This window comes from Fuerstiella sp. (assembly GCA_022447225.1).
GTDB lineage: Bacteria > Planctomycetota > Planctomycetia > Planctomycetales > Planctomycetaceae > S139-18.
On record JAKVAZ010000007.1, the window covers coordinates 108,404 to 133,605 of the forward strand.

The window sequence follows — 25,202 nt, forward strand, 5'->3', positions numbered from 1 at the left end:
TATGGTGAGTTATATCCCTTGAAGACGGAACAACACACTCTCTCCGTAATTTATGGACAGTCGGCACATTCCACTGCGGCAACGACCCGATATCGACGATTCTTGATTAGACCCGGTCTGTTTTCAGGACAACAGGGAACCTGCGAATTGCCGTTCGGTTCGGCCAATGCCGATACGAAGGATCACTAACATGATACGTGTCCATCTTTTCATCGGACTTCTGGTTTGTTCCGCTGTCACCGGCTGCGGAAGCATGCGTTCATGGAAATTACCGAATGGCCGACAAACAGTGGGACTCAGCAGCACGGAAGCAGATACACAGCCTCAGCGGGGCGGTCATGTCAGTTGGTTTGGTCGCTCCAAGTCAGAACCCGTCAAAGATTCGCTGGTTTTGGATGAATCCTCATTGTCCGCGGGATTTAAGAAGTCTCGTGGCGGATTCACCAGCAAGGGACTGAAGAATCCGGAATCAACGAATCTGGCTTTCGCTCGCTGGAAAGAAGACATGAGTCAGTATTCCGAAGCCAAAACCCGATACCAGGAGGTCCTGACTGTAAACCCGGATTGCCTGGCAGCAAGGCTGGGTATTGCACGTGTCGAACGAGAAACGGGCCGATTTGAACAGTGTTGTGATATTTTGACGGCGGCTCAGGAACAGTATCCCCAAGATCCAACGGTTATGCTGGAACTGGGACGAACCTACAACGAACGTGAAAAATGGGACCAGTCCATTCAGGCTTTTTCGAAGGCTGTGGACCTTGCTCCCGAGGATCAGACTGTCCGTTATGAGCTGGGTCTTGCACTTGCCAGTGCTGATCGGATGGAGCAGGCCCTCCCACATTTGAAGTTTGCGGTCGGAGATTCAGCAGCGTATTACAACATCGGATTTATTCTGCACGAACGCGGGCGTTCAGCCGAAGCACTGTCGTGGCTCGAACGTACCATGGATTCGCATCCTGACAAACGCACACGGCATAAAGCGGGTGAACTGCTTGCAGAACTGGACGCTACTCTGGATGTCGGCCCTGCACCCGACGGGGAAATGGATGCAACCACACCTGTTCCCGGGACAAAGTCGTTTGACACAACTGAAATTCGTGCAGCTTCAGGGCCGTCCGTTCCCTACGCCGGATTTCCTGAAGCAAACCGGCAGTCTGTTCGGGTTCAACCAGCAGTGAGTACGCAAAGCTCGCCGGTCTCTTCAATGGCGGGGACGTTATCCGGTGCCGCTGCTGCGTACCACCCGTCAGCAGGTCTGAATTCTCCCGCGTACAACGTGCCTCCAAAAGCACCTACGTCACCTCCACAGTGGTCCGGGCCCGCCCGGATGCAACCGGCAGGATCAAAGCCGGACTTCCATGAGTTCAGTCAACCATAATCAGCCTGACATTAGATATCGGGCTGCGGCAACGCCTGACTGGCGCCACCAAAACAGCGTTGAGTGATATCGCAACACTGAAGTCGCTCACTTCGGCTGCGCAATTCTGGAATCAGGCTTTGACGATGCGCAGGAGCGGGTGTCGTTCTGCTGTTTTGTGAGGAGGTGTGACAATCGGTCCGTGTTTTGCGTCTGCCGTTGTTCATTGTACAGGATACTGATTCCCGAAATTTCGGTTGTGTCAGGCCGTTTGAATCACGCCAGATGACAGGTAGAATCCACCCGACTTTCTGGTCTGGTCTTCGAATGTTGCCGGATCAGTAACATTGCGTTATTCGCAGGCAATCATGGCTGATTCTGATGTGGGTACCGTTGTGTGACCACCAACAGGATACAACGATGAGTGACTATAACCTCGACATAGCAAACAGACTTGCTGACAATACAGGCCCGACGGAAAGCGTTGCCACGATGACAGAGGCGCCGTTCGGCGTGATGTGAACGGACCGGGAATGATCGGTGATGGTCGACAGTGAACCCCGCCGGGCCGCTTCCGCACTCGACCAGCGAATCTTCATTCAAACACATGTCGTCACTCCACAAATACCACGACGAGATTCGTCAGGCAATGACGGCTGATCAGTTCGGACTGGAACGACTGCTGCGTTCCATTGAGCGATCCCGGAGACAGGGACGTCCGTTCGATCGCAACCTGCGCAAGCTGCGGGAACGTCTTGAAGAATCCTGTCAACTTCGCAAACGACGGATTCAGTCTGTTCCTCGAATCACCTGGCCCGAAGACCTTCCTGTTGTCGCACACCGCAGTGAGATTGCGGATGCTATTCGAGATAACCAGGTTGTCGTTGTTTGTGGAGAAACTGGTTCGGGTAAGTCCACTCAGCTTCCAAAGATTGCTCTGGAACTTGGTCGTGGAATCGCGGGAACGATTGGCCATACTCAGCCTCGACGTATTGCCGCTCGTTCGATTGCCGTTCGTTTGTCTGAAGAACTAGGGTGCCGGCCGGGACAGCAGGCAGGGTATCGAATTCGTTTCAATGATGCTTCCGGTCCCGAAACGCTGATTCGTTTGATGACGGACGGAATCATGCTTGCGGAAACACAATCAGATCGGTTTTTAAGTCAGTACGATACGATTATCGTGGATGAAGCTCATGAACGGTCACTGAACATCGACTTTCTTCTCGGCTACCTGCGACGTTTGCTGCCCAAACGTCCCGACCTGCGTGTGATTATTACTTCCGCAACCATTGATGCAGAACGGTTTGCCGAATTCTTCTCCACGAATCAACACGAAGTGCCCGTATTGCTGGTGGAGGGGCGTACATGGCCGGTGGAAGTACGTTATCAGCCGTTGTCTTCAGATGATGAGAACGGTCCGTCTGCAGAGCGAGACTGGCTGGACGGTGTCACGAGTGCAGTGGACGGCCTGGCCGGTGAGACGCGCGGGCATGTCCTGGTTTTTCTACCGACAGAACGAGACATTCGTGAAGCTGCCAGACATCTCAGCGGTCGAAGCTGGCCAGGTGACACCACGGGGCAGTCAACTCAGATTGTTCCACTGTACGGCCGATTGTCGATGGCTGATCAGGCGCGTGTCTTTCGACCGTATCAGCATCGCCGGATCGTGCTTGCTACGAATGTGGCAGAATCGTCTGTTACGGTACCCGGTATTCACGCCGTCGTTGATACGGGAACCGCTCGAATCAGCCGGTATTCGGCCCGTTCACGAATTCAGCGTTTGCCGATTGAACCGGTGTCAAGGGCGTCAGCGCGTCAGCGGTCCGGTCGCTGTGGAAGAATTGGTCCCGGGGTCTGCATTCGCCTCTACTCCGAAGAGGATTTTGATCAACGCGACGAGTTCACGCAGCCCGAGATTCAGCGGACAAATCTTGCTGCTGTAATTCTTCGAACACTGTATCTGAAGCTGGGGAATCTTGAAGACTTTCCGTTTCTGGATCCTCCACGTCCCGCGACGATTCGGGACGGGTATCGAACTCTGGAGGAACTGGGGGCCGTTCGAACGGGGGATCAGGAAGCCGAACTCACAAAGATCGGGACAAGAATGGCGGTTCTGCCGGTTGATCCGCGGATCAGCCGGATGATTCTCGCAGGAGTTGATGAACAGGCTGCGCCCGAAATTCTGATCATCGCCTCCGCCCTGGAGATTCAGGATCCGCGTGAGAGACCTCTGGATCAGCAGCAGGCGGCAGACGAAGCTCATGCTGTCTTTAATCACTCTGACAGCGATTTTCTCAGCTGGCTGAATTTGTGGGACGCATGGCACGAAAACAAGGCAAAGTTGTCGGGCAATCAGCTGAAAAAATGGTGCCGGCGCAACTTTCTGTCGTGGATGAGAATGCGGGAATGGATTGATGTTCATCGACAGTTGCGGGATCTGCTGGCCGACAGTGGAGACAGACAGCTCAGACGGGCTGCCCGCCTGCATCCTAAAAAAGATCGCCGCAACGACTTTGCCGCGATTCATCGTTCACTGATTACCGGTTTTCTTAATAACCTGGCGTGGAAGACGGGGGAACGTGAGTTCACCGGACCCGGCGGACGCAAACTTACAGTGTGGCCAGGATCCTCACTGGCAAAGAAACCACCGAAATGGCTGGTTGCCGGGGAGCTGATCGAAACCAGTCGTCGATATGCCCGCTCAATCGCTCGAATTCAGCCGGAATGGGTCGAACCACTTGCCGGGCATCTGCTGAAACGGGAAATACTTGACCCACACTGGGACGGAAAATCCGGGAATGTAATGGCGTTTGAAAAACTTAGTCTGTGGGGTCTACCGATCGTGCCTCGACGCCGGGTTTCCCTTGCCAAACATGATTCCGCGAAATCCCGTGAGCTGCTCATTCAGCATGGTCTGGTTGAACTCGGTTTGCTGTACGGTGAAACGGTAGAACAGCGCGAATCACAATTTGCTGAAGAAGAACAACAGCTGGACGCCGGGATTCGTTCCCGGCTGACACCGGGACGTGAACAGGGACCCGCTTCTCCGGACAGGACACGCCCTCCGTGGGCTGCGCATTTTCGTTTTCTACAGAACAACGCTGATGTGCTGAAGGAGCTGCAGACGCTGCAGACAAAAATGCGTCAGCATGATCTGGTTCCCGGTGATGAATTTCTGTTCAGATTTTATGCAGACAGGATCCCGGCACATGTGAGCAACAGGGAACGACTCAAAGACTGGTATCAGTCAGCCGGTTCTGACAACTCTGAATTACTGATGCTGTCTCTGGACCAGTTTGTCAGTCGGCAGCAGCATAACCTCAGCCGAGAAGAGTTTCCTGCCGAATTAATCGCGGGGTCTCTTCGTCTGCCACTGTCCTACCAAATGAAACCGGGACAGGCTGCCGATGGTGTGACGGTAACGGTTCCTGTTGACGCCCTGCCCCAGTTGACGGAGGACCAGCTGAGCTGGCTGGTGCCTGGGATGGTGGAATCGAAGGTCACGGCACTCATTCGGGGTCTGCCTAAACGTGTCCGACATCTGTTTGTTCCCGTTCCGGACACCGCCCGGCAAATTTGTGATCTGCTGGAGTTCGGCAGTGGTGCTCTGGAGGAGCAGACTGCCGGACACCTGTCACGAATTGGTGCTGAGGTCATCCCCGCAGACTTATTGAAGAGCATTGAATTGCCGGAACATCTGCAAATGCTGATTCATGTTGTGGACAGAGCAGGTAAACGCATACTGGAGCAGTGCAGCCTGGCAGGTATTCGTGATCAGTTGAACACATTGCCATCAGCGGCGTCTGTTGATATCAAACTGTCCGCAGTTGAAAAACAGTGGCATCGTCGTGGATTCCGGGCGTGGGAGTTTTCTGACATTCCGGTGAGTATCTCTGTTCGGCGTGCCGGGATTGATATGCCTGCGTGGCCCGCGATTCGTGACGATACTGATTCAGTGTCGTTAACACTGTGTCAGTCGCTGGCTCAGGCGCAGGCAGTGTTGAAGCGAGGTCTGCGCCGGCTGTGCAGGATTCAGGATGCCGGACTGATCCGCAAACGTGTCCGTAATCTGGGAGATCTCCACCGTGTCGAACTGCTGGCGTCCTCGATTCGCGGCATTCAGCTGCATGATCATTTGCAGCTGCTGATGGTGGAACGAGCGTACCTGTCCGGAAAAAAATTACCGCGGACGAAATCGGAGTTCGACAGTTGCTTATTAAACGGCCGTGACGCACTGAGTACCGTGTCGGCTGAATTTGTTCGGTTTCTGCCGTCGCTGTTTGAAGATTATCACAGTACCCGACGATTACTGGAAGAATCGTCCGCATCCGGCCGGGAATCTCTGCATCAGGACATGAAGGAACAACTGGAATCACTTGTCAATGCTGATTTTCTGGCGACAACGTCCTGGGCATGGCTCATGCAGTTTCCCCGTTATTTTAGCTGTATTCGTCATCGTTTGCAGAGACTGGCCTCCGGAGGTCTGGCGACTGAGCAGCAGCTGTTTTCTGAACTTACTCCCTTTACCGATCGTCTGATGCGAAGAATCAGACAGCAGGAAGACAATTCGGCTGACAACCCAATGCTCGAACATTACCGCTGGATGCTGGAGGAATTTCGGGTGCAGCAGTATTCACCAAAACTCGGCACTGCGATTGACGTTTCAGCAAAAAAACTGGATGAACACTGGCAAAAAGTCCCTTAGCTCGGCTGCTTTCTGAATGGTGTTACTGCTGAGGCGTGGCAGCGGAGATTCTTCAGGAAATGGAACTCTTCGGATGCCGTTCGGTTTGCTATGCTGCGGAGGTTGACTCATGGAGGGACATGGTGATGGGGAAGAAACGCACCGGCCGAAGACTGGGGATACCTCACCAGAGACGTCTGACGTGTGATCTGCTGTGGTTTAATCGCTCGGTGCCGTTGTGCGGGCACGATAGAATCTTTCGACTCAGCGAGCTGGCAGAATTTCGTGCGGAGACTCCACGTCGGATATCGTGGTCGGCCCTGTTCATTCGGGCATTCGGTTTGGTGGCTCAGCAGTGTCCTGAGTTACGCCAAACGTGGTATCGCTGGCCCGTTTCTCACCTCTATCAACATCCTGTGAATGTTGCCACTCTGACCGTCCATCGTCGGTGGAGGGATGAACCGTGGCTGTTTTGGGGCCAGATCAGCGAACCGGAATCTCTCACACTTGAGGTCATTCAGCAGCACATTGATCGTTTTCGAGATGATCCGGTGACCAGGGTTTTTCGCAAACAGACAAAGCTGGCCAGGTTACCCACGGTGTTGCGACGTCTGATCTGGTGGTGGAACATCCACATCGCTACGGCGCGTCGGGCGGACCGTCTGGGAACGTTTTTCGTTTCCACCCTTTCAGGAAAAAAAACCGAGATTCAGATTCCTCCCTCGATTCATACCGGCTGCCTGACGTTCGGGCCTGTTGACAGAAACGGTGACTGCCGAGTCACACTTGCGTATGATCATCGTGTCATGGACGGATCATTTGTTGCCGATGCGCTGGAATTACTTGAAACCATAATGACTCGGCAAATGCCGGCAGAACTAAAGCAGATCCCCGCGGCAGATCGGTTCGATGATCAGGTCGTTTCGTCCTGATGTTTGTTGATGTCAACGGGGCGGCACGGACCGGTTACGGAGAATATCCTGCAACGATTGTTCGCAATCGATTCAACACAAGATCAATCATGGCCGTTGCCCCGCACTCAGCCAAAGACCAGACCGGATTTCGCAGCATGGCGGAGCTGGCGATCTGCTTTGTGATCACTCTCAGCGTTCTGCGAGGATTTTTCCTGGAAGGCTATCTTGTCTCCACCGGGTCAATGGCTCCGGTGCTTTTGGGATTTCATAAACGCGTTGAATGTCCATCCTGCCAGTACAACTATGCCTGTGGAGTTCGCTTCGATCAGTCTGTGGGTGGGTCAGTGTCCGCAGAAAACGCTCATACGGGAAACGTGTACACATCCTGTCCAAACTGTGGCCAAATCGATATCGACATTGCCCGCGTTCCTCGAAATCATGGTGATCAGCTGCTCGTCCACAAAAATGTCTTTGATTTTCGACGTCCGCGTCGATGGGAGCCTGTCGTGTTCTGCAATCCAGGGTCACCCGGCGAAGCTTACGTGAAACGCGTGGTCGGGCTGCCTGGTGAAGAGTTGCAGGTGATAGACGGCGATGTTTTTATCAATGGTCGGATTGCCCGCAAAGATCTGGTCACGCAGCGGAATATGCGAATTCCTGTATCCGACCTCGGTCATGTGCCCGATGATCCGAACTGGGAACTTTCCTGGCGGATGGAGGGAAACTGGACTGTTCACGCGGATGAACTGTGCTGTTCTGCAGATGGTATTCAGCACACAGAAAACGTTTTGTCATTTCGACACTGGAGATGGTTTGGAGGCAACCATACGGTGGAGACACCACTGCCCGTCAGGGATGCATACCCGGACTGGACGGACTTTCTTCAGAGGTTCAAAGGGATCCCCGTTTCCTGGATCCGCCGTCTTGATTTTGATGAACAGACTCAGGTTCTGAGATGCCACGGGGTGATGCCGGATGAGATGCAGAGTGATCTGATGGCCAGCGCAACGAATGATGTTTTCCGCAGAGCCATCTATCGTCTTGCGGCACTTTCGCATCTGGCCCCGGTGACCGATCGCTACGGGTACAATACGTCGGTGACGTCTGCGGAGAACGTCGTTTCCGACATGATGCTAAAGGCCACGATCACAATCGATTCGCAGCCGGCTGAAATCATCATTTCAATTCCGGTGGAGGCTCAGGTTTATCTGGTCCGTCTGAACATGAAGACCGGACGGATCGAGCTCACTCCCCAGGGATCGGATGAGGTTCTCAGAACGTCCCGTCTGGAATCTGCAGCGAACGGATTTGAGATTGAAGCGTCGAACTTTGATCACAGGCTGACGGTTGCGATTGATGGAAAAAATGTGTTTCGACCTCTGGATTTGCCGGCTGCCGATACTGTTTCTGTGAAAAAATCAACACGGAGGACTCTTGTTCCGCTCTCCCCGGAGGCGGCTCGGGCTGATGCGGAAGTTGTTGAGCGACAGCAACGATTTGGCTTAATGGTTTTCGGTGGCCGGGTGCGCATCGGTGATCTTCAGATGTACCGTGACGTGCATTATACTCAGGGTCGTGGCCGGCACGCTGTGGAAACGAAGTGTAAAATTGCGGCTGATTCGTATTTTGTTCAGGGGGATAACAGTCCCGTGTCCTACGACAGTCGTTCATGGGTTGAACCGTTTGTGCCGCATCGATTACTGGTTGGTAAGCCGTTTGTCGTTCATCTGCCGTCACGTCCCGGACGGCTGAAGCTCGGAAAACGAGAGATTTCGATCCGGATACCGGATTTTCAGCGAATTCGTTACATTCAGTAGTCGATCGTGATTATCGAATGGCACCGCGTGTTGTGATTTAGCTGGGTTCGTGGGTTGATTGGATGGACTCTCGGATTGTCAGGACGCGTGTGCACGATGCTTCATAGAAAACGGACTACGTATTTTTTCGGTCAGTCTGACATCCGGACACAGAAGCAGCACTGGGCCTCACGGCAGAAATGTCATGTCAAAGAAGAAACTCGGCAAACATCTGGGAGACACGGAAATCCGCTCGAAGCGGAGCAAACAAAACGATGGGGGTGTCCGGGAGACCATTGAGTCGATTGCGATTGCGTTTGCGCTCGCATTTCTGTTCAAAACCTTTCAGGCAGAAGCGTACGTGATTCCCACGGGTTCTATGGCGCCAACGCTTTACGGGCGACATAAGGAACTCACCTGTCCGGGTTGTCAGTTTGAATTTCGGGTGGGTGCGTCTACAGAGATCGACGATTCCACCGGCTATGTGTATCCGGACTTTCGTATTGACAAAACACTTTGCCCCAACTGCCGACTTGAAGTTGATGCGTTTGATGCGCCCGTTTTCAACGGTGACCGTATTATCGTTAATAAGCAGGTAATGAACTACAGTCGGTTTGACGTCGTAGTGTTTAAGAACCCTGAAGAAGGGCATGTCAACTATATCAAGCGACTGGTCGGGATGCCTGGGGAAACAATTCGCGTTCGTCAGGGGGATTTATGGATGCGTCGCGGGGAAGACGAATCCTGGCAAATGTTGCGAAAGGATGATCCGGCCATCCAAAGGGACATTCAGCTACTGGTGTATGACGACCGTTATCCCCCGTACGATCTTGTGGACGAGGGGTTTCCAGAACGCTGGGTACCATCGATTGAATCCACCGATGATCCGTTGGCCATTGCAGGCTGGATGGAATCACCAAACGCCTGGACAGCTGACCGTGAAACGCGCCGGTATACGGCGACTGCTGCTGATGACCAGTGGCACTGGATTCGGTATCGCCATCTTGTGCGTCCAAACATGGGCGGGGACGCCAGGATCGAGCCACCTCGAGCCTCACTGATTTCCGATTATTGCGGGTTCAATGTGGCGAAGCCGCGCGAAGGGGCGGATAGTTTTCGTACGGATGTTTACTGGGTTGGCGATCTGACAGTCAACTGCACCCTGGACGTGATTGAAGCTGCTGACGATGCTGCCATACGTCTGGAACTGATCGAAGGGCCAAATACTTTTGGGTGTGTCATTGATCCTGTGAGTGGAAATATTGAGATCACCCGGGTAAATCGTCTCCAGGACAGGGATCTCGAACGTCCTCATGTGCTGGGAACGGCTGTCGGCGATATCCGGGGAGTCGGTTCCTGGGAAATCAGTTTTGCCAATGTGGACAATCGGATTCTGTTGTGGATCGACGGCGACCTGGTCAACTTTGATCAACCCCTGCTGATCCATCAGTCCTTCGGCGACGTGCCGTTAAATCGCCCTGGTGAAGCAGATACGGTTCCAAGCGGGATTGCAGTTCGCAATGCCACGGTGATTGTGAACGACCTGGTGCTGCAGCGCGACATCTACTATCGCAATGACGCCTATCAGTTTTCGCAGGAGGAAAACTTTACATCGACCGGCAGTCATGCTTCGTCCCGGTCACAGGAAGTCGGCAGTCCCTGGGCTCTGCATCGAAAGCTGGGAGATCCGGAGGCCTGGGCGGAATACTATTACACAGAATCTAAAAAATCTGACAAACGGAACGGACGTTACTCAGAGTACAAACTGAACGACGACGAATATCTAATGTTCGGTGACAACTCTCCGCGGAGCAAAGACAGTCGGCTGTTTGATTTCTACAACCGTCCGCGCTGGGGGGTGGAGGGACACCGATATGCTGTTCGAGAAAATGACCTTATCGGAAAAGCACTGTATGTGTTCTGGCCGCACGGCGTTCCGTTTTTGAACGGAGGAAGGGGATTTGCAGTGACAAATCATAAACAGCAGTACTACGACGAAAGATCGGGGAAATTAACGGGTGTCGCAATTGATTACCCCGGTTATCGATTTCCGTTTTATCCGAACGTGTCACGAATGAAGAAAATACGCTGACAGATGTTGCCTCAGGGTGACCTGTTGCGGCCGGTGAGAAGGAATCTCAGATGTCACTGTTGCGGTGCGAAGGACTCGTTAAGGATTATCCAGGCAAGCGTGCCGTTGATGGCGTCGATTTTGACGTGGAACCTGGAGAAATTGTCGGACTGCTGGGACCGAATGGTGCCGGAAAGAGCACAACATTTCGGATGGCGTGCGGACTGATTGCGCCCACGGAAGGACAGATCATTCTGCGTGGAACAGATGTAACACGCTGGCCAATGTATCTTCGGGCACAGCACGGGCTGGGTTATCTGCCCCAGGATCAAAGTATATTTTCACGGCTGTCTGTGGAAGACAATATTTTTGCCATACTGGAGCTGCGCGGACAGAGTCGGTTCGAAGCCGAAGAACGCGTTGAACAGTTGCTGGATGATTTCGGCCTGGAGTCCAAAGCTCGTCAGCGATCGGGCTCTCTGTCGGGCGGAGAACGTCGTCGGCTGGAGATCGCCCGGTCACTGGCCAGTGATCCGGAAATCATACTGTTGGACGAGCCGTTCACCGGGATCGATCCCACCACAATCCACAGCATTCAGGACATCATTCGAAATCTGAAGGATCAGGGCATTGCCATCCTGATGACTGACCATCGCGAGCGTGAACTGCTTACCATTGCTGACCGCAGTTACATCATTTGTGACGGCCAGGTCATCGTATCGGGCAACGCAGAAACGGTACTGAGTGATTCTGACGCAATTTCCAGTTACTTTGGCAAACGCTTCGATGCCGAATCAATCATTGAAAGTAGGAATTCGTTTCGGAAGGCGGGATGATGACTTCAGGATTTGACGATGATGCACCCGTTGAACCATTGACGTCACGTGGACGTGACTGGCCCTGTTTGCGACAGTTTGGACTGTTTATGGAGAACAAAGTCGGCGCGCTCCAGAACATGTTGCGCCGTGTTGAACGTTCTGATCTGAGAATTATCGGACTGTCGATCGTGGATTCTGCTGACTGTTCCATTGCGCGACTGATTACCAACAATTACGAGCGCTCACGGGAGTTGCTGGAATTTTCGGGCCTGACGATGTTTGAAACAGATGTGATTGGTGTCCTGCTGCCGGATACGGATCAGCCGCATACAAGCGTCTGCAGCGGCCTGATGTCGGCAGAGCTGAACGTGCAGTATGTTTATCCACTGATGTATCGCCGCATGGGACGCGGATCGATTGCTGTTTACGTGGACAATATTGATGAAGCTCTGAGAGTACTCAATGAACAGAATTATGACCTTGTGACCGAAGACGATTTGCTGGAATACGATGAGTACTTTGGCTAAGTCCGCGCACAGCGGCAGTCTGTCCACAGCGGCTCCCCGGATTGTGAGAAATTCAAAGAGGTGATCTGCGTGTGTTTCAGGTGAGGCTCACCTGCCCGATGATGCGAGGGACGGGGTGTATTGCTTCAGGTTGAAGGGATTGAAACTGCGCAGCCGTCCGACCGTCGCCAATTCGCCTGTTTTTTTGACCTTGGCCAGGCCAACACGGGACGGAACGAGTATTGTTGCCAGCCTGATGTGGCTGAACAGCTCCAGAAACACGCCGGAATGTTCCGGCAAAAGCCATGATTCCTTCCAACCGTCTTCGAATTGTGCTGGCAGCGTCCGAAGCGGTCCCCTGGTTTAAGACCGGTGGTCTGGCTGACGTGACGACGGCTTTGGCACGTGCGCTTGATCAACAGGGACACGACGTCACCGTCATCGTGCCGGACTACGCAACGATTCGGTCCGGCCGTGACGATCTTCTGCCGAACGTTACCAGTACCGGGATTCGATTCGCTGTCAATATAAACGGCGAGACTGTGCCGGGGACTGTCCGCTGGGCGACACTTCCGGAGTCCGGTGTCAAAGTTCTGTTGCTGGCACAGAATCGTTACTTCAATCGTTCGCAGTTGTATATGGAAGACGGAGTAGGCTATGAGGACAACTGTGAACGGTTCTGCTTTTTCAGCCGGGCTGTCATGGAGGTCTGCAGTCAAATGGTTCTACGACCGGATATTATTCACTGCAACGACTGGCAGACCGGGTTGATCCCCGCGCTGCTGCACTCTCAGTTTGCCGGTCGGCCGGGTTTCGAAAATGCTGCATCGGTCGTAACCATTCACAATATGTCGTTTCAGGGACAGTTCTGGCATTTCGATATGCCGCTCACCGGCATGGACTGGCGGTACTTCTCGATGCATCACATGGAGCATCAGGGGCATCTGAACCTGCTAAAGACCGGCATCGCTATGGCGGATCAGATCACCACGGTCAGCCCTACTTATGCCAGAGAAATCTGCACTCCCGAGGGAGGATGTGGCCTTGACGGGTTATTAAGACACCGACGGTCGGACCTTACCGGAATTCTAAACGGGATCGATCAGACCGTCTGGAATCCGGAGACAGACCCTCACCTGTGTTCTCGTTTTTCGGCTGCGACACCTCAGCCGGGCAAGTCGGATTGCAAAGAATATCTGCAGAAAGAAATGGGTCTTCCGGTGCGAAGGGACGTACCTCTGTTCGGGGTGGTTTCGCGAATCTCTGATCAAAAGGGATTCGATCTCATCGTGGAAGTATCCGGCCGCATGCTGTTTCAGGATTTGCAGCTGGTGATTCTTGGTACCGGAGATCCGCGATATGAGACTCAACTCCGGCAACTTTCGGAAAGATTTTCATCGCGTGTTGCCGTTGTGATTGGTTTTGATGACAGTCTGGCCCATCAGGTCGAAGCCGGATCCGATGTGTTTCTTATGCCAAGTCGTTTCGAACCCTGTGGTCTGAACCAGATGTACAGTTTGCGGTACGGGACGGTGCCGGTGGTCAGACGAGTTGGGGGGCTGGCTGATTCCGTGACCGATGCCAATGATGAAACCCTGGCGGATGGATCTGCGACGGGTTTCGTTTTCGATGACTACTGCAGTACCCGGCTGGCAGAAACCATTGAACGTGCGGTCACCACATTCAGGCAACCAACCGTATGGAAAAAAATCGTCGCTGCCGGCATGTCCCGTGACTGGTCCTGGTCCCGCAGTGCCCGGCAATATGTCGACGTCTACCACGAGGCACTCGAACGTCGCCACGGACGTGGTAAAGACGGTCGCCGGTAAAAACCGTTTTAGCGCAGTCGGCGTAGTCAACCGGCTGCAGTGAACAGGGTCTTTGACGGAACACCACCGGAGGTCATTCGATGACGTATTCCTGATCCAGCAGGTCTACCGCAGTCGAGACCGAACCTTCGTCCAGTCCGCCATCACGAACAATTTCCGTTGATGCCTCATTGTCGCCTGTCAGTTCTCTGGCGCTGGCGCCGATGCGCCCGGAGGAATCATAAGCATAGGTGATGGCGATGGGTGAACCTTTCGGCAGACTTTTCGGAAGGTTAAAGACTCGAAAATCGCCAATCAGTTCACAGGCTGCCGGGTCAACGGCTTCTCCTTCGAGAATTTCAACATGCACGCGCTGCTGTCCGTCTGAATTGGTGCCGAATCGCTGCGTGACCTCATGCGGGACCGGAGTGTTCCGTTGGATCATGATGTGGTTGATCTTGCGTGACTGATCCGAAGGATCGGTTATTTTGATTCCGAGGGAATGTGAATTGACATCGCTGGTACGGACATTTTTCAGTCGTGTCAGAACCGCCTCCGGAATCTTGGTCGCGTCGCTGCTGCGGGCCTGCATGATCGCTGCGTGGATTGCTGCGCCTTCCGCCACCGCACGTTCAGGCAGCAGTTCGCGGGACGGGTTCTGACCTGTGACTTCCTTCAACATTTGTTCAACGACCGGCATATACGTCGAACCACCTACCAGAATGACTTCGTCCAGACTGCCTGGCTTGGTGCCTGCCTGTTGCATGACCAGTTCCGTGGTGTCCTTGGTTCGCTGCAGCATGTCCGCCGTCATACGTTCAAACTCGGGACGCGAAAGTGAAACGGACAGTGTCTTTCCTTCAAAGTAGACACTGATGGGGACCTGTGACTGGGTGCTCAGAAGCTGTTTCGCATCTTCCGCTTCCTGATGAAAAGTCATCATCGTTTCCGGGTCTGTGGAAGGATCCAGATCGTATTTCTGTTTGAACTGTTCCACGAGGTGATCTGCCAGACGTTTGCTCCAGTCGAGTCCGCCCAGCATGACATCTCCATCCGTCGCAAGCACGCGAAACGCGGTTGGCGTATATCGTACCACGGTGACGTCGAACGTTCCGCCTCCCAGGTCATATACAAGGATGGTACGTTCGTCATCATTCAGGTCGGTGCGTCCCAGAACGTTCTGGCCCCATGCATACGCCAGGGTTGCCGCCGTTGGCTCATTGATAATGTCAACGACATTCAGACCGGCGATACGACCGGCATCCTGTGTGGCCTTTCGACGGACATCATTGAAGTAATACGGTACGGTGATCACGGCATTCGCGATCGGACCGATTTTCTTTTCCGCGTCCTGTTTCATCTTCTTCAAAATCAGCGCGGAGACGAATTCAGGTGATAGTTTTTTATTCTGGTAAACGACATGGTAATCCTTGTTTCCCATTTCACGTTTGACCGCTTCAACGACCTGGTCCGGGCTGGCTACGGAAATTCTTTCAAAAGACGGTCCTACCACGACCCGGTCTTCGTCAAGCAGAACAACGGATGGTGTAATCGGACGAGTATCTGCGTTGTCGATCACTTCAGGTTCACCGTCATCATTCAGATGTGCGATGGCAGAATACGTTGTGCCAAGATCAATACCGACAGTTTGGCCTTCGAGAAACTTCATTAGCGTTACCTTGGTCCTAATAACATTGGGCGTGGTGCAGATTCGGGAGTCAGACGATCAAACTGGAGCCTGGAAGCAGGGCACTGATATATTACTCGATGTACAGACACAGATATTTAGAGAAGGTCTGCCATTCTGGTGGTGCGACAAATAGGATGCAAGTAGTCAGACGCCGGAAGAATCGTCTGGGATAGATATTTTATTTCCACCAAATTCGGTGTCCGTCCTGCTCTGTTACGTTGATCTCTGTTGAAACCACTTGGCGGTTTCAGCAAGACCCGGACCGATTGACACGAATTTACCGAGTAGTTCAGTCAGTCGATCGCCGTTGAGGACACTGCGTCGGATGTCACCGGCGCGATGATCGCCAGGCCTGATATCCACTGATTTTCCAAGATGCTCCTGCAGGATACAGGCCAGTTGGCGTGTTGTAGTTTCTGATCCCGTGCCAACGTTGAGTACCGGATCAGAAAACCGACACTCCATCGAGGCAATGTTGGCTTTGACCACGTCTCTGACGTACACATAGTCGCGGATACATCCGTCGTCTCCACTGACACGCATCGCGTTCAACTGAATTTCTTCACCGGCCATGATTCGACTGCAGAAGATCGCAACCACTCCGGATTCGCCGTGCGGATCCTGACGAGGTCCGTAAACATTCGCATAACGCAGAATACTGTAGTTTAGTCCGTGTTCGACACGGAAACACTCCAGATATTTCTCAACAGCCAGTTTACTGCAGGCATAAGGACTGATAGGCACAGGAAGTGTATCCGTGTCGGCACGTGTACCTTCAGGGACTTCGCCATAGATTGCCCCGCCGGTGCTGGCAAACACGACTTGTTCCACCCGAGCGGCGACACTTGCCGTCAGCACATTCAGTGATCCCAGTATATTGACGGATGCATCCATCTGAGGATCACGCACACTGACTGCAACACTTGCCTGGGCTGCCTGGTGGTTCACGTGGGTCGGACGAAAATCCGCAAAAGCTGCATTCAGCGAATTTACATCACAAATATCAACTTCGTAAAAAGCGGCCTTTTCCGGAACGTTTTCCCTGTGACCCGATGCAAGATTGTCAACTATCCCCACCTCATAGCCGCACTCCAGCACCCTGTCAGCCACATGGCTGCCGATAAAACCTGCGCCACCGGTAATCAAGATTCGCATAATTCATCCGTCTCCTCTGGCATTTTTGCAGGGTGTCTGCTGAACTGGCCGGATGCAGTGGACGGGAACAGAAGACCGTAAGGACTGCCGGTCAGTGCCCCCCAACGTATTTCGCGATATTATCAGTCGCGTCGTGCTGAATTCTCGGCATCCTGGACTGCATTTCTCTTGCCGTGAAGCCCTTGCCTGTCCGTTCATTCATAATTTTCATGAATCCGGGTTGAATGCCCGGATTTGGACGAACAAATCCCGCAGTGAAGCGAGTATTTTGTTCAGAACTGAGTGGGATTTCGGTTATTCATGAGGCTGCCATCAGCTGAGACCCGTTCAATTCATATCAAATGCTCCAGACCGGCTCCGCTCAGCCGTTTTGACAGTCAGGTTCTCATGTCTTTGTATTTCTTCAACGTGGGGATGATGATCACACTGGGATTGGCGATACCTGTGGCGCCTTCTGTGCGGGCGGCAGAGCCGGTGCTTTCCACAGTGGACTTCATCGATCAGCAGATCGCACAGGCGTGGGATGATAATGAAGTCAAGCCGTCCGGTCCCGCAACGGATGAAGAATGGGTCCGGCGAAGTTATCTGGATGTCGCCGGACGAATACCGTCGCTGCAGGAGACCACTGACTGGCTGGAAAGCAGGGATCCTCGCAAAAAATCAGTTCTGATCGAGTCGCTGCTGGGGGGGGATGACTACGTTCGCAACTTTACGTCGATCTGGACCAATGCATGCATTGGCCGGGGAACTCCGCGACGTGTCAGCCGGAACGCACTGGAGAAGTTCTTCCGTGAAACTTTTGCAAAAGGGCGTCCCTGGAACGAGGTTGTCAGGGATCTGGTTACGGCGGAGGGACATTTCGAGGAAAACGGAGCTGTCAACTACATTCTGGCTCAAACTCAAACACCTGATGATGCCGTTCAGTTGACGGCCAGAACGACTCGTTTGTTCCTGGGAATCCAGGTTCAGTGTACTCAATGCCATGACCATCCGTTTAACAATTGGCAGCAAAGCCAGTTCTGGCAGTACAACAGTTTCTTCCGTCAGGTACGCCGCATTGATCGTCGTCGCCAGGATCCCGAGTCCGGGCGTCTGGTAGATGATTACTCGGAAGTCGTTCGTGGTGTCTTTCAGGGACCGGTGTATTTCGAGAAAAGAAACGGTTTGATGCAGGTCGCGTTTCCGGAGTTCCAGGGACGCAAAGTCGATCCGGCAGCGGACGACCGCCGCGCCGAATTTGGACGGCTGATGATGGAGCCGGCAGACGGTAATTCACCGCTGATTGCTCAGGCGTTTGTGAACCGGATGTGGGCTCATTTCTTTGGCTACGGATTTACTCGTCCGGTGGACGATCTGGGTCCGCATAACCCTCCCTCGCATCCCGACCTGCTGATTCGACTGGGCGCCGATTTTGCGGCTGCCGATTATGACGTGAGGCAGTTGATTCGCTGGATCACCAGCAGCCAGGCGTATTCACTCACCAGTAAACTGAGTGACAATAACCGGATGGATAATCCATCTGCCGGTGAGATGCCTTTGTTTAGTCATGCCTATCTCAAATCCATGCAGGCAGAACAGTTATATGATTCTTTGATTGTTGCGACCAGAGCCCACCAGTCGGGTAACACCGGCTGGGACACACAGGAGAAACAGCGCAGACGCTGGATGCAGCAGTTTGTTGTTGCCTTTGACAACGATGAAAACGACGAGGCGACGACCTTCAACGGCACGATTCCTCAGGCGATGATGCTGATGAACAGTGAACTGTCAGAGAAGGCCGTGAGTGCAGAACAGGGAAGTTTTTTACATCAGGTGCTCACCGGATCGGATTCTGAAGGGAAGAAGCTGCAGCAGCTGTATCTGGCAGCGTTCAGTCGTCATCCGACCCGCAGCGAAATCTCTCGAGCACGGCGTTTGTTTCGAGCGTACGGCAGAACCGGTCAGGTTGCCGCGTTTCAGGATCTCTTTTGGGCTTTACTGAACTCAAATGAGTTCATCATGGTGCATTAGTATCGATTTGGTATCACCCTGATCATTTTTTTTCTGACCGACGATTGACATCGGAGTTTGCCATGGCGATCCGGAATAACTGCGGCATGAAGCGTCGACACTTCATGGAACATGTAGCCACTGCCGTCTCTGCCATTCCGGCGTTGAATTTTCTGTCGCACGTTACGACCCACGCCGATACCGTGCGGGCTCGTCGAAAGGCCTGTATTCTCATGTGGATGGGCGGCGGGCCTCCGTCCATCGATATCTTTGATCTGAAACCGGGATCAAAAAACGGCGGAGAATTCAAACCGATCGAGACGGCCGCTCGGGGAGTGCAGATCAGCGAACACATGCCGGAGACGGCAAAAGTCTTTCAGGATCTTTCGCTGGTACGGTCCATGAGTACACGGGAAGCGGATCACAGCCGCGGTCGGTACTACATGCACACATCTTACGTCCCAAATCCCACGGTCACTCATCCCACCTTTGGATCGATCGTGAGCTATCAGTTCAGTCAGCGATCTCATTCACTTGAAATTCCCGCATTCGTTTCGATTGGTGGAACATCGGGTGATGCCGGGTTTCTGGGAATGGCACACGCTCCGTTTGTCGTTGATTCCTCGGGACGTATCAAAAATGCACCATCTGATGAGAACAAGCGCAGGCTTCCCGGACGACTTGCAATGCTCGAAGAAGTGGAAAAGAGTTTCATTAGATCCGGCCGTGGTGATTTGCCTAAAGACCACCTGAGCGTCTATCGGAATGCTGTGAACCTGATGACTTCTCCGCAGATGGCTGCCTTTAATGCGGATTCGGCCTCCGCGGCCCTTGGACTGGAACAGGAATCTTCGCAAACCAGAGAACTGTACGGACAGAATTCATTTGGACGAGGGTTGCTGATGGCCCGAAGACTGGTTGAAGTTGGAGTCCCGTTCATCGAGGTGAATATGGGCGGATGGGACCTCCACCAGAACGTATTTCGGACACTTCGTGATCAGCGTCTTCCGCAACTGGATCAGGGCCTCTCGGCACTTGTTCAGGATCTGAAGCAGCGCAGCATGCTGGACGATGTTGTGCTGGTGTGGATGGGAGAATTCGGGCGGACGCCGCGAATCAATCAGAATGCGGGACGCGATCACTGGGCTGCCAGCTGGACAACTCTTCTGGGTGGAGGAGGACTCAACAACGGTCAGGTAATCGGGGCAACAGATTCGGACGGCGTTGGAATTGCAGACGGCAGTCAGTCGTACCTGCCAGGTGACATCTGGGCCACCGTTGCCCATGTACTCGGAATTCCACTCAACACCGTCTACACATCAAAACGAGGTCGTCCCATGAAACTGGCCAACGGCGGTACGCCTGTCAGGGAACTTGTGAGCTGATACCGGTGATGTTCCGGTTCATTGCGGACCGGAAATATCGAGACACGATTTGTACATCTGCATTTTCAACAGGTCAGTGCTTCGGTCTGGCTGATTGTGATGCCGTGGTATCCCTGCCGACGCACCGGTCCGGTAACAGTGCGGAGCCGCCGAGAAAACGACCGTTGAAATTCAAACCAGTGGATACAATTGTTAGCACAGACATTAAGCCGGTTTTCGTGTCTTCATGAACCCTGATGATCAACCAGCCAGTTTGCTCAGCGACGACGAATTCATTCGTCTGTTTACCAGCAACCAGCGTTCATTATTCCTTCATATTCTGCCTCTCGTGGGCAATGGACCGGATGCTGACGAAGTTCTCCAGGAAACAAATCTGATCATGTGGGCCAAACGCGAACAGTTTGAACCTGGCAACAGTTTTCTGGCGTGGGGACGAGCGATCGCCCGGCTTGAAGTCTTTCGATTCCGGCGTACTCGCGGCAGAAAACTGAAATTTTTGGAAGGGGATCTGCTGGATCGTGTTGCCGGTCAGACGGAAGCTTCTTCCGACGAACTGGAACTGCGGCGAGAGGCTCTGGATTACTGTTTTCAGAAGTTGCAGGCCAAAGATCGAAAACTGATTCGACTGCGGTATTCGCCCGGAACGAGCGGTGACGATATTGCCCGGCGACTGGGACGACCGGCGAATTCGGTGTATCAGTCTCTCGGACGCATTCGTCGTACTCTGGCCGGATGTATCCGTCGGCGACTGGCGTCAGGAGAGGTCAGATGACCGATCCAATGAAAGAGGCTGCCCGGCTTATCAGTTGCCACATTGACGGAGTGATGTCGGAAGACGAGCAATCCCGTCTTGCCGCGTTGATGCGTCAGGATTCCGGTATTGTTGAGTTGTACGTTGACATGATGCTGCTGGACGGACATTTAACGTGGGGAGCAGTGAACAGCCCGTCGGTGTCTTCGGAACGGACAACTGACAGTTCGGTTATGCAGACTGATGCGGGAAGTGATTCGTCACTGGCTCAGTGGAAACACGGTGCCGTGTCTGCGTCTGTACGCAAACGTCAGTGGTCACGTCCGTGGTCGGTCACACTGGGCGTTGTTCTGATTGCGGTATGCGTGCCGGGCCTCTTTCGGCTGTTTCGCTCTTTCGGCCCGGTCACGTCGGTGGGGCCGTCAGCGACTCGTGCATTGATTCACGATCCATCGGTCGAAGATCATTCCGGTGACGAACTGTCTCAATCGCCTGAGCTGAATCCACTTCATTTTGACAGTCTGACCCGCCCCATTGTCGTGGTCCCGTCGGTTTCGACGAGTGATACTGCAGACCGTCCCGACGTTGCCCGGAACTTTTTTAGGGAAGGATTTTCAGACGAAGACATCATTGCGGCAATCAATCAGCAGATTAGTCAGACTCTGAGGGAAAACGGAATTCCGCCGTCTCCCCGGGCACCGGCTGAGGAATGGGCACGACGAGCCTGGCTCACTGTGGCAGGGCGAATTCCGTCGGTTGATGAGATCCGGTCCACACCTGCCGGAACTGAGAGTGAGTCGCGTCGGGTGATCATGGATCGACTGCTGCACAGTCCCGAGCGCAGCCGGCGGCTTGCTGAAGTCTGGACAGGTCTGCTGGTCGGGCGGTCCGGGCATCAGCGCATCAATCGCTCTGCGCTGATGGAATATCTTTATGATGCGTTTCTTGAAAACCGACCGTGGATCACTGTTGTTGGTCAGTTGATTAGTGCTGAAGGAAGCTCGGACGATAACGGTGCCACCAACTTTCTGCTGGCGCATCTTGATAATCAGGCGACACCGGCCACGGCCGTGACCGCTCGATTGTTTCTTGGCGAACAGCTTCAGTGTGTTCAGTGTCACAATCACCCGTTTGCACAACAGGTACAGCAGCAGGATTACTGGGCCCTGAATGCTTTCTTCCAGAATGCAGAAGCAACCCTGGATGATGTGGGTCGTTCCACGTCTTCGCGTCAGGATCAGACGTTTCGCCTGGCCGATCGTCGGGTGGCAGGAATGACGTTCTACGAAACCCGAAACGGGCGGCAGGAGGCTGTTGTGCCTGCATACGATGGTCGCAAAATTCCGGCGGAAAGCAGTGTCCACCGCCGCGTCGTTCTGGCGGAATACCTGGCCACGGATTCGCAGCTACGGGTGGCCCGGGCGATGATCAATCGCATGTGGGCCGAATTCTTTGGATTTGGATTTACCAGTCGTGTTGACGACATGGGCCCGCATGCTGCCGTGAGCCATCCCCAACTGCTGGGTTTGTTGTCCGACGCTTTTGTTGCTTCCGGGTATGACCTGCAGCGACTTCAAAGATGGATCGCACTCTCAGACGCATGGCAGTGCAGCAGTCAGGCGACTCCGGAGAACGAACAGGATGCACCCGAATCAGGGATTTTACCTCTGTTCAGCCGAGTTTACATGCGGAGGATGTCTCCGGAACAGGTCTACGATTCGATTCGAGTGGCCATTCGGGCCGTCTCAATGCAGACCCGGGAGACGGCAGAGGAATCAGATCATCGACGTCGATGGATCAATCAGTTTGCCCGACCGTATGATACCGATGAAAATGATGAAACCAACGAATTCGTGGGCGGGATCACTCAGGCTATGGTGATGATGAATGACGCCGACGTCAATTCTGCCATTCGCCGGGCGATCGAAACACTACTGGCCCGAGATGATCTGTCTTCGTCGGTCGACCGTGTCCTCGAACAGGTTTCACTGGCGGTGCTCACTCGTCGTCCCACATCACGGGAATCCGCCCTGTTTCGTCAGTATCTCAAGCGGACGACTCGTTCCGCCGGCCGTCGAACTGCATTGCCTCAGGTGACCGAAGATCTGCTTTGGACCTACCTCAACAGCAGTGAATTCCAACTGATCCACTAATGCTGTGTGATCAGCTGTGGCCCGCAGTATCAGGGCCAACAGTCGTAATCGAGACGCTGATCCGACAGCAACTTCTGAACGGAGATTCAGGGATCTGAAATTACGGGTGACCAGCCTGATGCAGACTCAACAGCGCAGAGTGTCATCTCAGCGGCAGCGTCCTTCCGGACCACTCAGCACGCATCGAGCCTGTTCAGGGTTTCAGTCTTCATTACCTGCTTCCAGGACCGACAGGAACGCCTTTTGCGGAATTTCCACTTCTCCGAACTGCTTCATCCGTTTTTTGCCTTCCTTCTGTTTTTGCAGCAGCTTGCGTTTTCTGGAGATGTCACCGCCGTAGCACTTTGCCGTCACATTTTTGCGGTAGGCAGAAATCGTTTCGCGGGCCAGGACTCGTGTTCCGATCGCTGCCTGGATGGCAATCTCAAACTGGTGCCGCGTGATTTCCTTCTTGAGTCTTTTCACCAGTGCACGACCTCGACGGTCGGCCGTCGTTCGATGAACAATCGTTGACAACGCATCGACACGATTTCCTTTGACAAGAATGTCCATCTTTACCAGATCGGCCGCCTGGTAGCCGATCACTTCGTAGTCCATGGTGCCGTAACCGCGAGTCACACTTTTGAGCTTATCGTACATATCGTAGACAATTTCACTTAAGGGCAGCTCGTAGATCAGCTGGGCCCGCTGAGGCCCCAGATATTCGGTGTTTTTGTAGACACCTCGCCGGTCCTGACACAGCTGCATCAATGTACCCACGTTTTCTGCCGGGACGATAAAACCGACCCGAGCGATCGGTTCGCGAAACTCTTCAATCACTCCTGGATCCGGAACGTCCTGAGGATTGTCGATAACCACTGTTTCGCCCGTGCGCAGCAGTAACTCAAACGTCACGTTGGGTGCCGTCTGGATCAGGTCCATGTCCTGTTCACGTTCCAGACGCTGCTGGATGATCTCCATGTGCAGCAAACCCAGGAATCCACACCGGAACCCGAACCCAAGGGCATCACTGGTTTCCGGAAAGAACGAAAAACTGGAGTCATTCAAACCCAGTTTCTGAAGCTCATCGCGGAGGTTTTCAAAATCCGTCGCATCGATCGGATACATGCCGCAGAAAACCATCTGCTTTGGTTTCTGATAACCAGGCAAAGGCTCTTCGGCCCGGTGCCCCGACAGTGTCACCGTGTCTCCGACTGTGACGCGACTGAGGTCTTTGATGCCGGTCAGAATATATCCCACCTGGCCGGGCCCCAACTCATCGCAGGCGGTGAGGTTCGGGCGAAACTGTCCGATTTCAATGACTTCACTCTGCAGACCTTCCCGCATAAAACGAATCGTGTCCCCTTTGTGAACACAACCATCGACAACGCGCACATACGTAATCACACCCCGGTATTTGTCATACTTGGAGTCAAACACCAGTGCCTTCAGCGGAGCGTTGCGATCGCCGCGGGGGGCCGGAACGCGTTTGATGATCGCATCGAACACATCGTCGATATTGAGTCCTGCTTTTGCGCTCACGCTGAGAGCTTCGGTGGCGTCGAGTCCCAGAACCGATTCAACCTCTTCCAGTACTTCATCAATCCGCGTCACCGGCAGGTCAATCTTGTTCAGGACTGTGACGATCTCCAGATCCACATTGATGGCCGCGTAAGCATTGGCCACAGTTTGAGCCTGGACTCCCTGAAACGCATCAACCAAAAGTAAGGCACCTTCACAGGCCGTCAGACTGCGACTCACCTCGTAGTGGAAATCGACATGGCCCGGGGTGTCGATCAGATTCAGTTCGTAGACATCGCCCTCAAACGTATAATTGATCGTGACCGATCGTGCCTTAACGGTGATTCCGCGGTCACGCTCAATTTCCAGATCGTCGAGGATCTGTTCGCGAAACTGCCGTTCTGTGATCGTGCCGCTCCTCAGCAGCAACTGATCGGCGAGTGTGCTCTTGCCGTGGTCAATATGAGCCACAATGCTGAAATTGCGAATGAATCGCGTGTCCATAATGAATGGCTGAAATGACAGAGGAGATGGAAGAGGATCAGAAACGTCGGATTGATGGCCTGCTACGCGAACCGGCCACGCATAGTATCCATTCACCCTGGATCGGGTCGAGAGCGTCGTT

General features: G+C 53.6%; 16 protein-coding genes. 12 read left to right on the plus strand and 4 right to left on the minus strand.

What is annotated here, in order from left to right; genetic code table 11:
* Positions 1-190 precede the first annotated feature (190 nt).
* From MK110_07975 to MK110_08005, 7 genes are all read left to right on the plus strand, one after another.
* Entirely contained in the window at positions 191-1,378 is a 1,188-nt protein-coding gene (locus MK110_07975) for a tetratricopeptide repeat protein (GenBank protein MCH2211226.1), read from the plus strand.
* Positions 1,379-1,964: 586 nt separating this feature from the next.
* A complete protein-coding gene (hrpA, locus tag MK110_07980; protein MCH2211227.1) occupies positions 1,965-6,062 on the plus strand; it encodes an ATP-dependent RNA helicase HrpA in 4,098 nt (1,365 codons plus the stop codon).
* 125 nt (positions 6,063-6,187) lie between these two features.
* Complete coding sequence (locus tag MK110_07985) at positions 6,188-6,973, plus strand: hypothetical protein (protein MCH2211228.1); 786 nt, start codon at positions 6,188-6,190, stop codon at positions 6,971-6,973.
* Positions 6,973-8,772, plus strand: a complete 1,800-nt coding sequence (locus MK110_07990) for a S26 family signal peptidase (GenBank protein MCH2211229.1) — start codon at positions 6,973-6,975, stop codon at positions 8,770-8,772. The genes MK110_07985 and MK110_07990 overlap by 1 nt, the downstream gene beginning before the upstream one ends.
* Positions 8,773-8,956: 184 nt before the next feature.
* A complete protein-coding gene (lepB, locus tag MK110_07995; protein ID MCH2211230.1) occupies positions 8,957-10,843 on the plus strand; it encodes a signal peptidase I in 1,887 nt (628 codons plus the stop codon).
* Between the two features lie 50 nt (positions 10,844-10,893).
* Positions 10,894-11,658 (plus strand): LPS export ABC transporter ATP-binding protein, encoded by a 765-nt coding sequence (gene lptB / locus MK110_08000; GenBank protein ID MCH2211231.1) that lies wholly within the window; start codon positions 10,894-10,896, stop codon positions 11,656-11,658.
* Complete coding sequence (locus tag MK110_08005) at positions 11,658-12,167, plus strand: acetolactate synthase (protein ID MCH2211232.1); 510 nt, start codon at positions 11,658-11,660, stop codon at positions 12,165-12,167. The genes lptB and MK110_08005 overlap by 1 nt, the downstream gene beginning before the upstream one ends.
* A gap of 87 nt (positions 12,168-12,254) precedes the next feature.
* On the opposite strand, the gene MK110_08010 is transcribed toward MK110_08005, so the two are convergent.
* Entirely contained in the window at positions 12,255-12,428 is a 174-nt protein-coding gene (locus tag MK110_08010; GenBank protein MCH2211233.1) for a hypothetical protein, read from the minus strand.
* A 23-nt stretch (positions 12,429-12,451) separates the two neighbouring features.
* Between MK110_08010 and glgA the strand changes: the two genes are divergently transcribed.
* The gene (gene glgA / locus MK110_08015) at positions 12,452-13,975 is read left to right on the plus strand and encodes a glycogen synthase GlgA (protein ID MCH2211234.1); all 1,524 of its coding nucleotides are present in this window, start codon (positions 12,452-12,454) and stop codon (positions 13,973-13,975) included.
* Positions 13,976-14,048: 73 nt separating this feature from the next.
* Here the strand turns inward: glgA and MK110_08020 are convergent, their stop codons facing one another.
* Positions 14,049-15,623 carry an Hsp70 family protein gene (locus MK110_08020; GenBank protein ID MCH2211235.1) on the minus strand — a complete coding sequence of 525 codons (1,575 nt, stop codon included), beginning with the start codon at positions 15,621-15,623 and terminating at the stop codon, positions 14,049-14,051.
* A gap of 234 nt (positions 15,624-15,857) precedes the next feature.
* Positions 15,858-16,799 carry an NAD-dependent epimerase/dehydratase family protein gene (locus MK110_08025; protein MCH2211236.1) on the minus strand — a complete coding sequence of 314 codons (942 nt, stop codon included), beginning with the start codon at positions 16,797-16,799 and terminating at the stop codon, positions 15,858-15,860.
* Between the two features lie 387 nt (positions 16,800-17,186).
* Between MK110_08025 and MK110_08030 the strand changes: the two genes are divergently transcribed.
* The 4 genes from MK110_08030 (at position 17,187) to MK110_08045 (ending at position 23,077) form a co-directional block, all read left to right on the plus strand.
* Positions 17,187-18,809, plus strand: a complete 1,623-nt coding sequence (locus tag MK110_08030; protein MCH2211237.1) for a DUF1549 and DUF1553 domain-containing protein — start codon at positions 17,187-17,189, stop codon at positions 18,807-18,809.
* An 86-nt stretch (positions 18,810-18,895) separates the two neighbouring features.
* Positions 18,896-20,173 carry a DUF1501 domain-containing protein gene (locus MK110_08035; protein MCH2211238.1) on the plus strand — a complete coding sequence of 426 codons (1,278 nt, stop codon included), beginning with the start codon at positions 18,896-18,898 and terminating at the stop codon, positions 20,171-20,173.
* A 226-nt stretch (positions 20,174-20,399) separates the two neighbouring features.
* Entirely contained in the window at positions 20,400-20,945 is a 546-nt protein-coding gene (locus MK110_08040; protein MCH2211239.1) for a sigma-70 family RNA polymerase sigma factor, read from the plus strand.
* Entirely contained in the window at positions 20,942-23,077 is a 2,136-nt protein-coding gene (locus MK110_08045) for a DUF1549 and DUF1553 domain-containing protein (protein ID MCH2211240.1), read from the plus strand. Before MK110_08040 ends, MK110_08045 begins: the two co-directional genes overlap by 4 nt.
* 201 nt (positions 23,078-23,278) lie before the next feature.
* Here MK110_08045 and lepA read toward each other — a convergent pair whose 3' ends face one another.
* Positions 23,279-25,081 (minus strand): translation elongation factor 4, encoded by a 1,803-nt coding sequence (gene lepA, locus MK110_08050; protein MCH2211241.1) that lies wholly within the window; start codon positions 25,079-25,081, stop codon positions 23,279-23,281.
* Positions 25,082-25,202 lie beyond the last annotated feature (121 nt).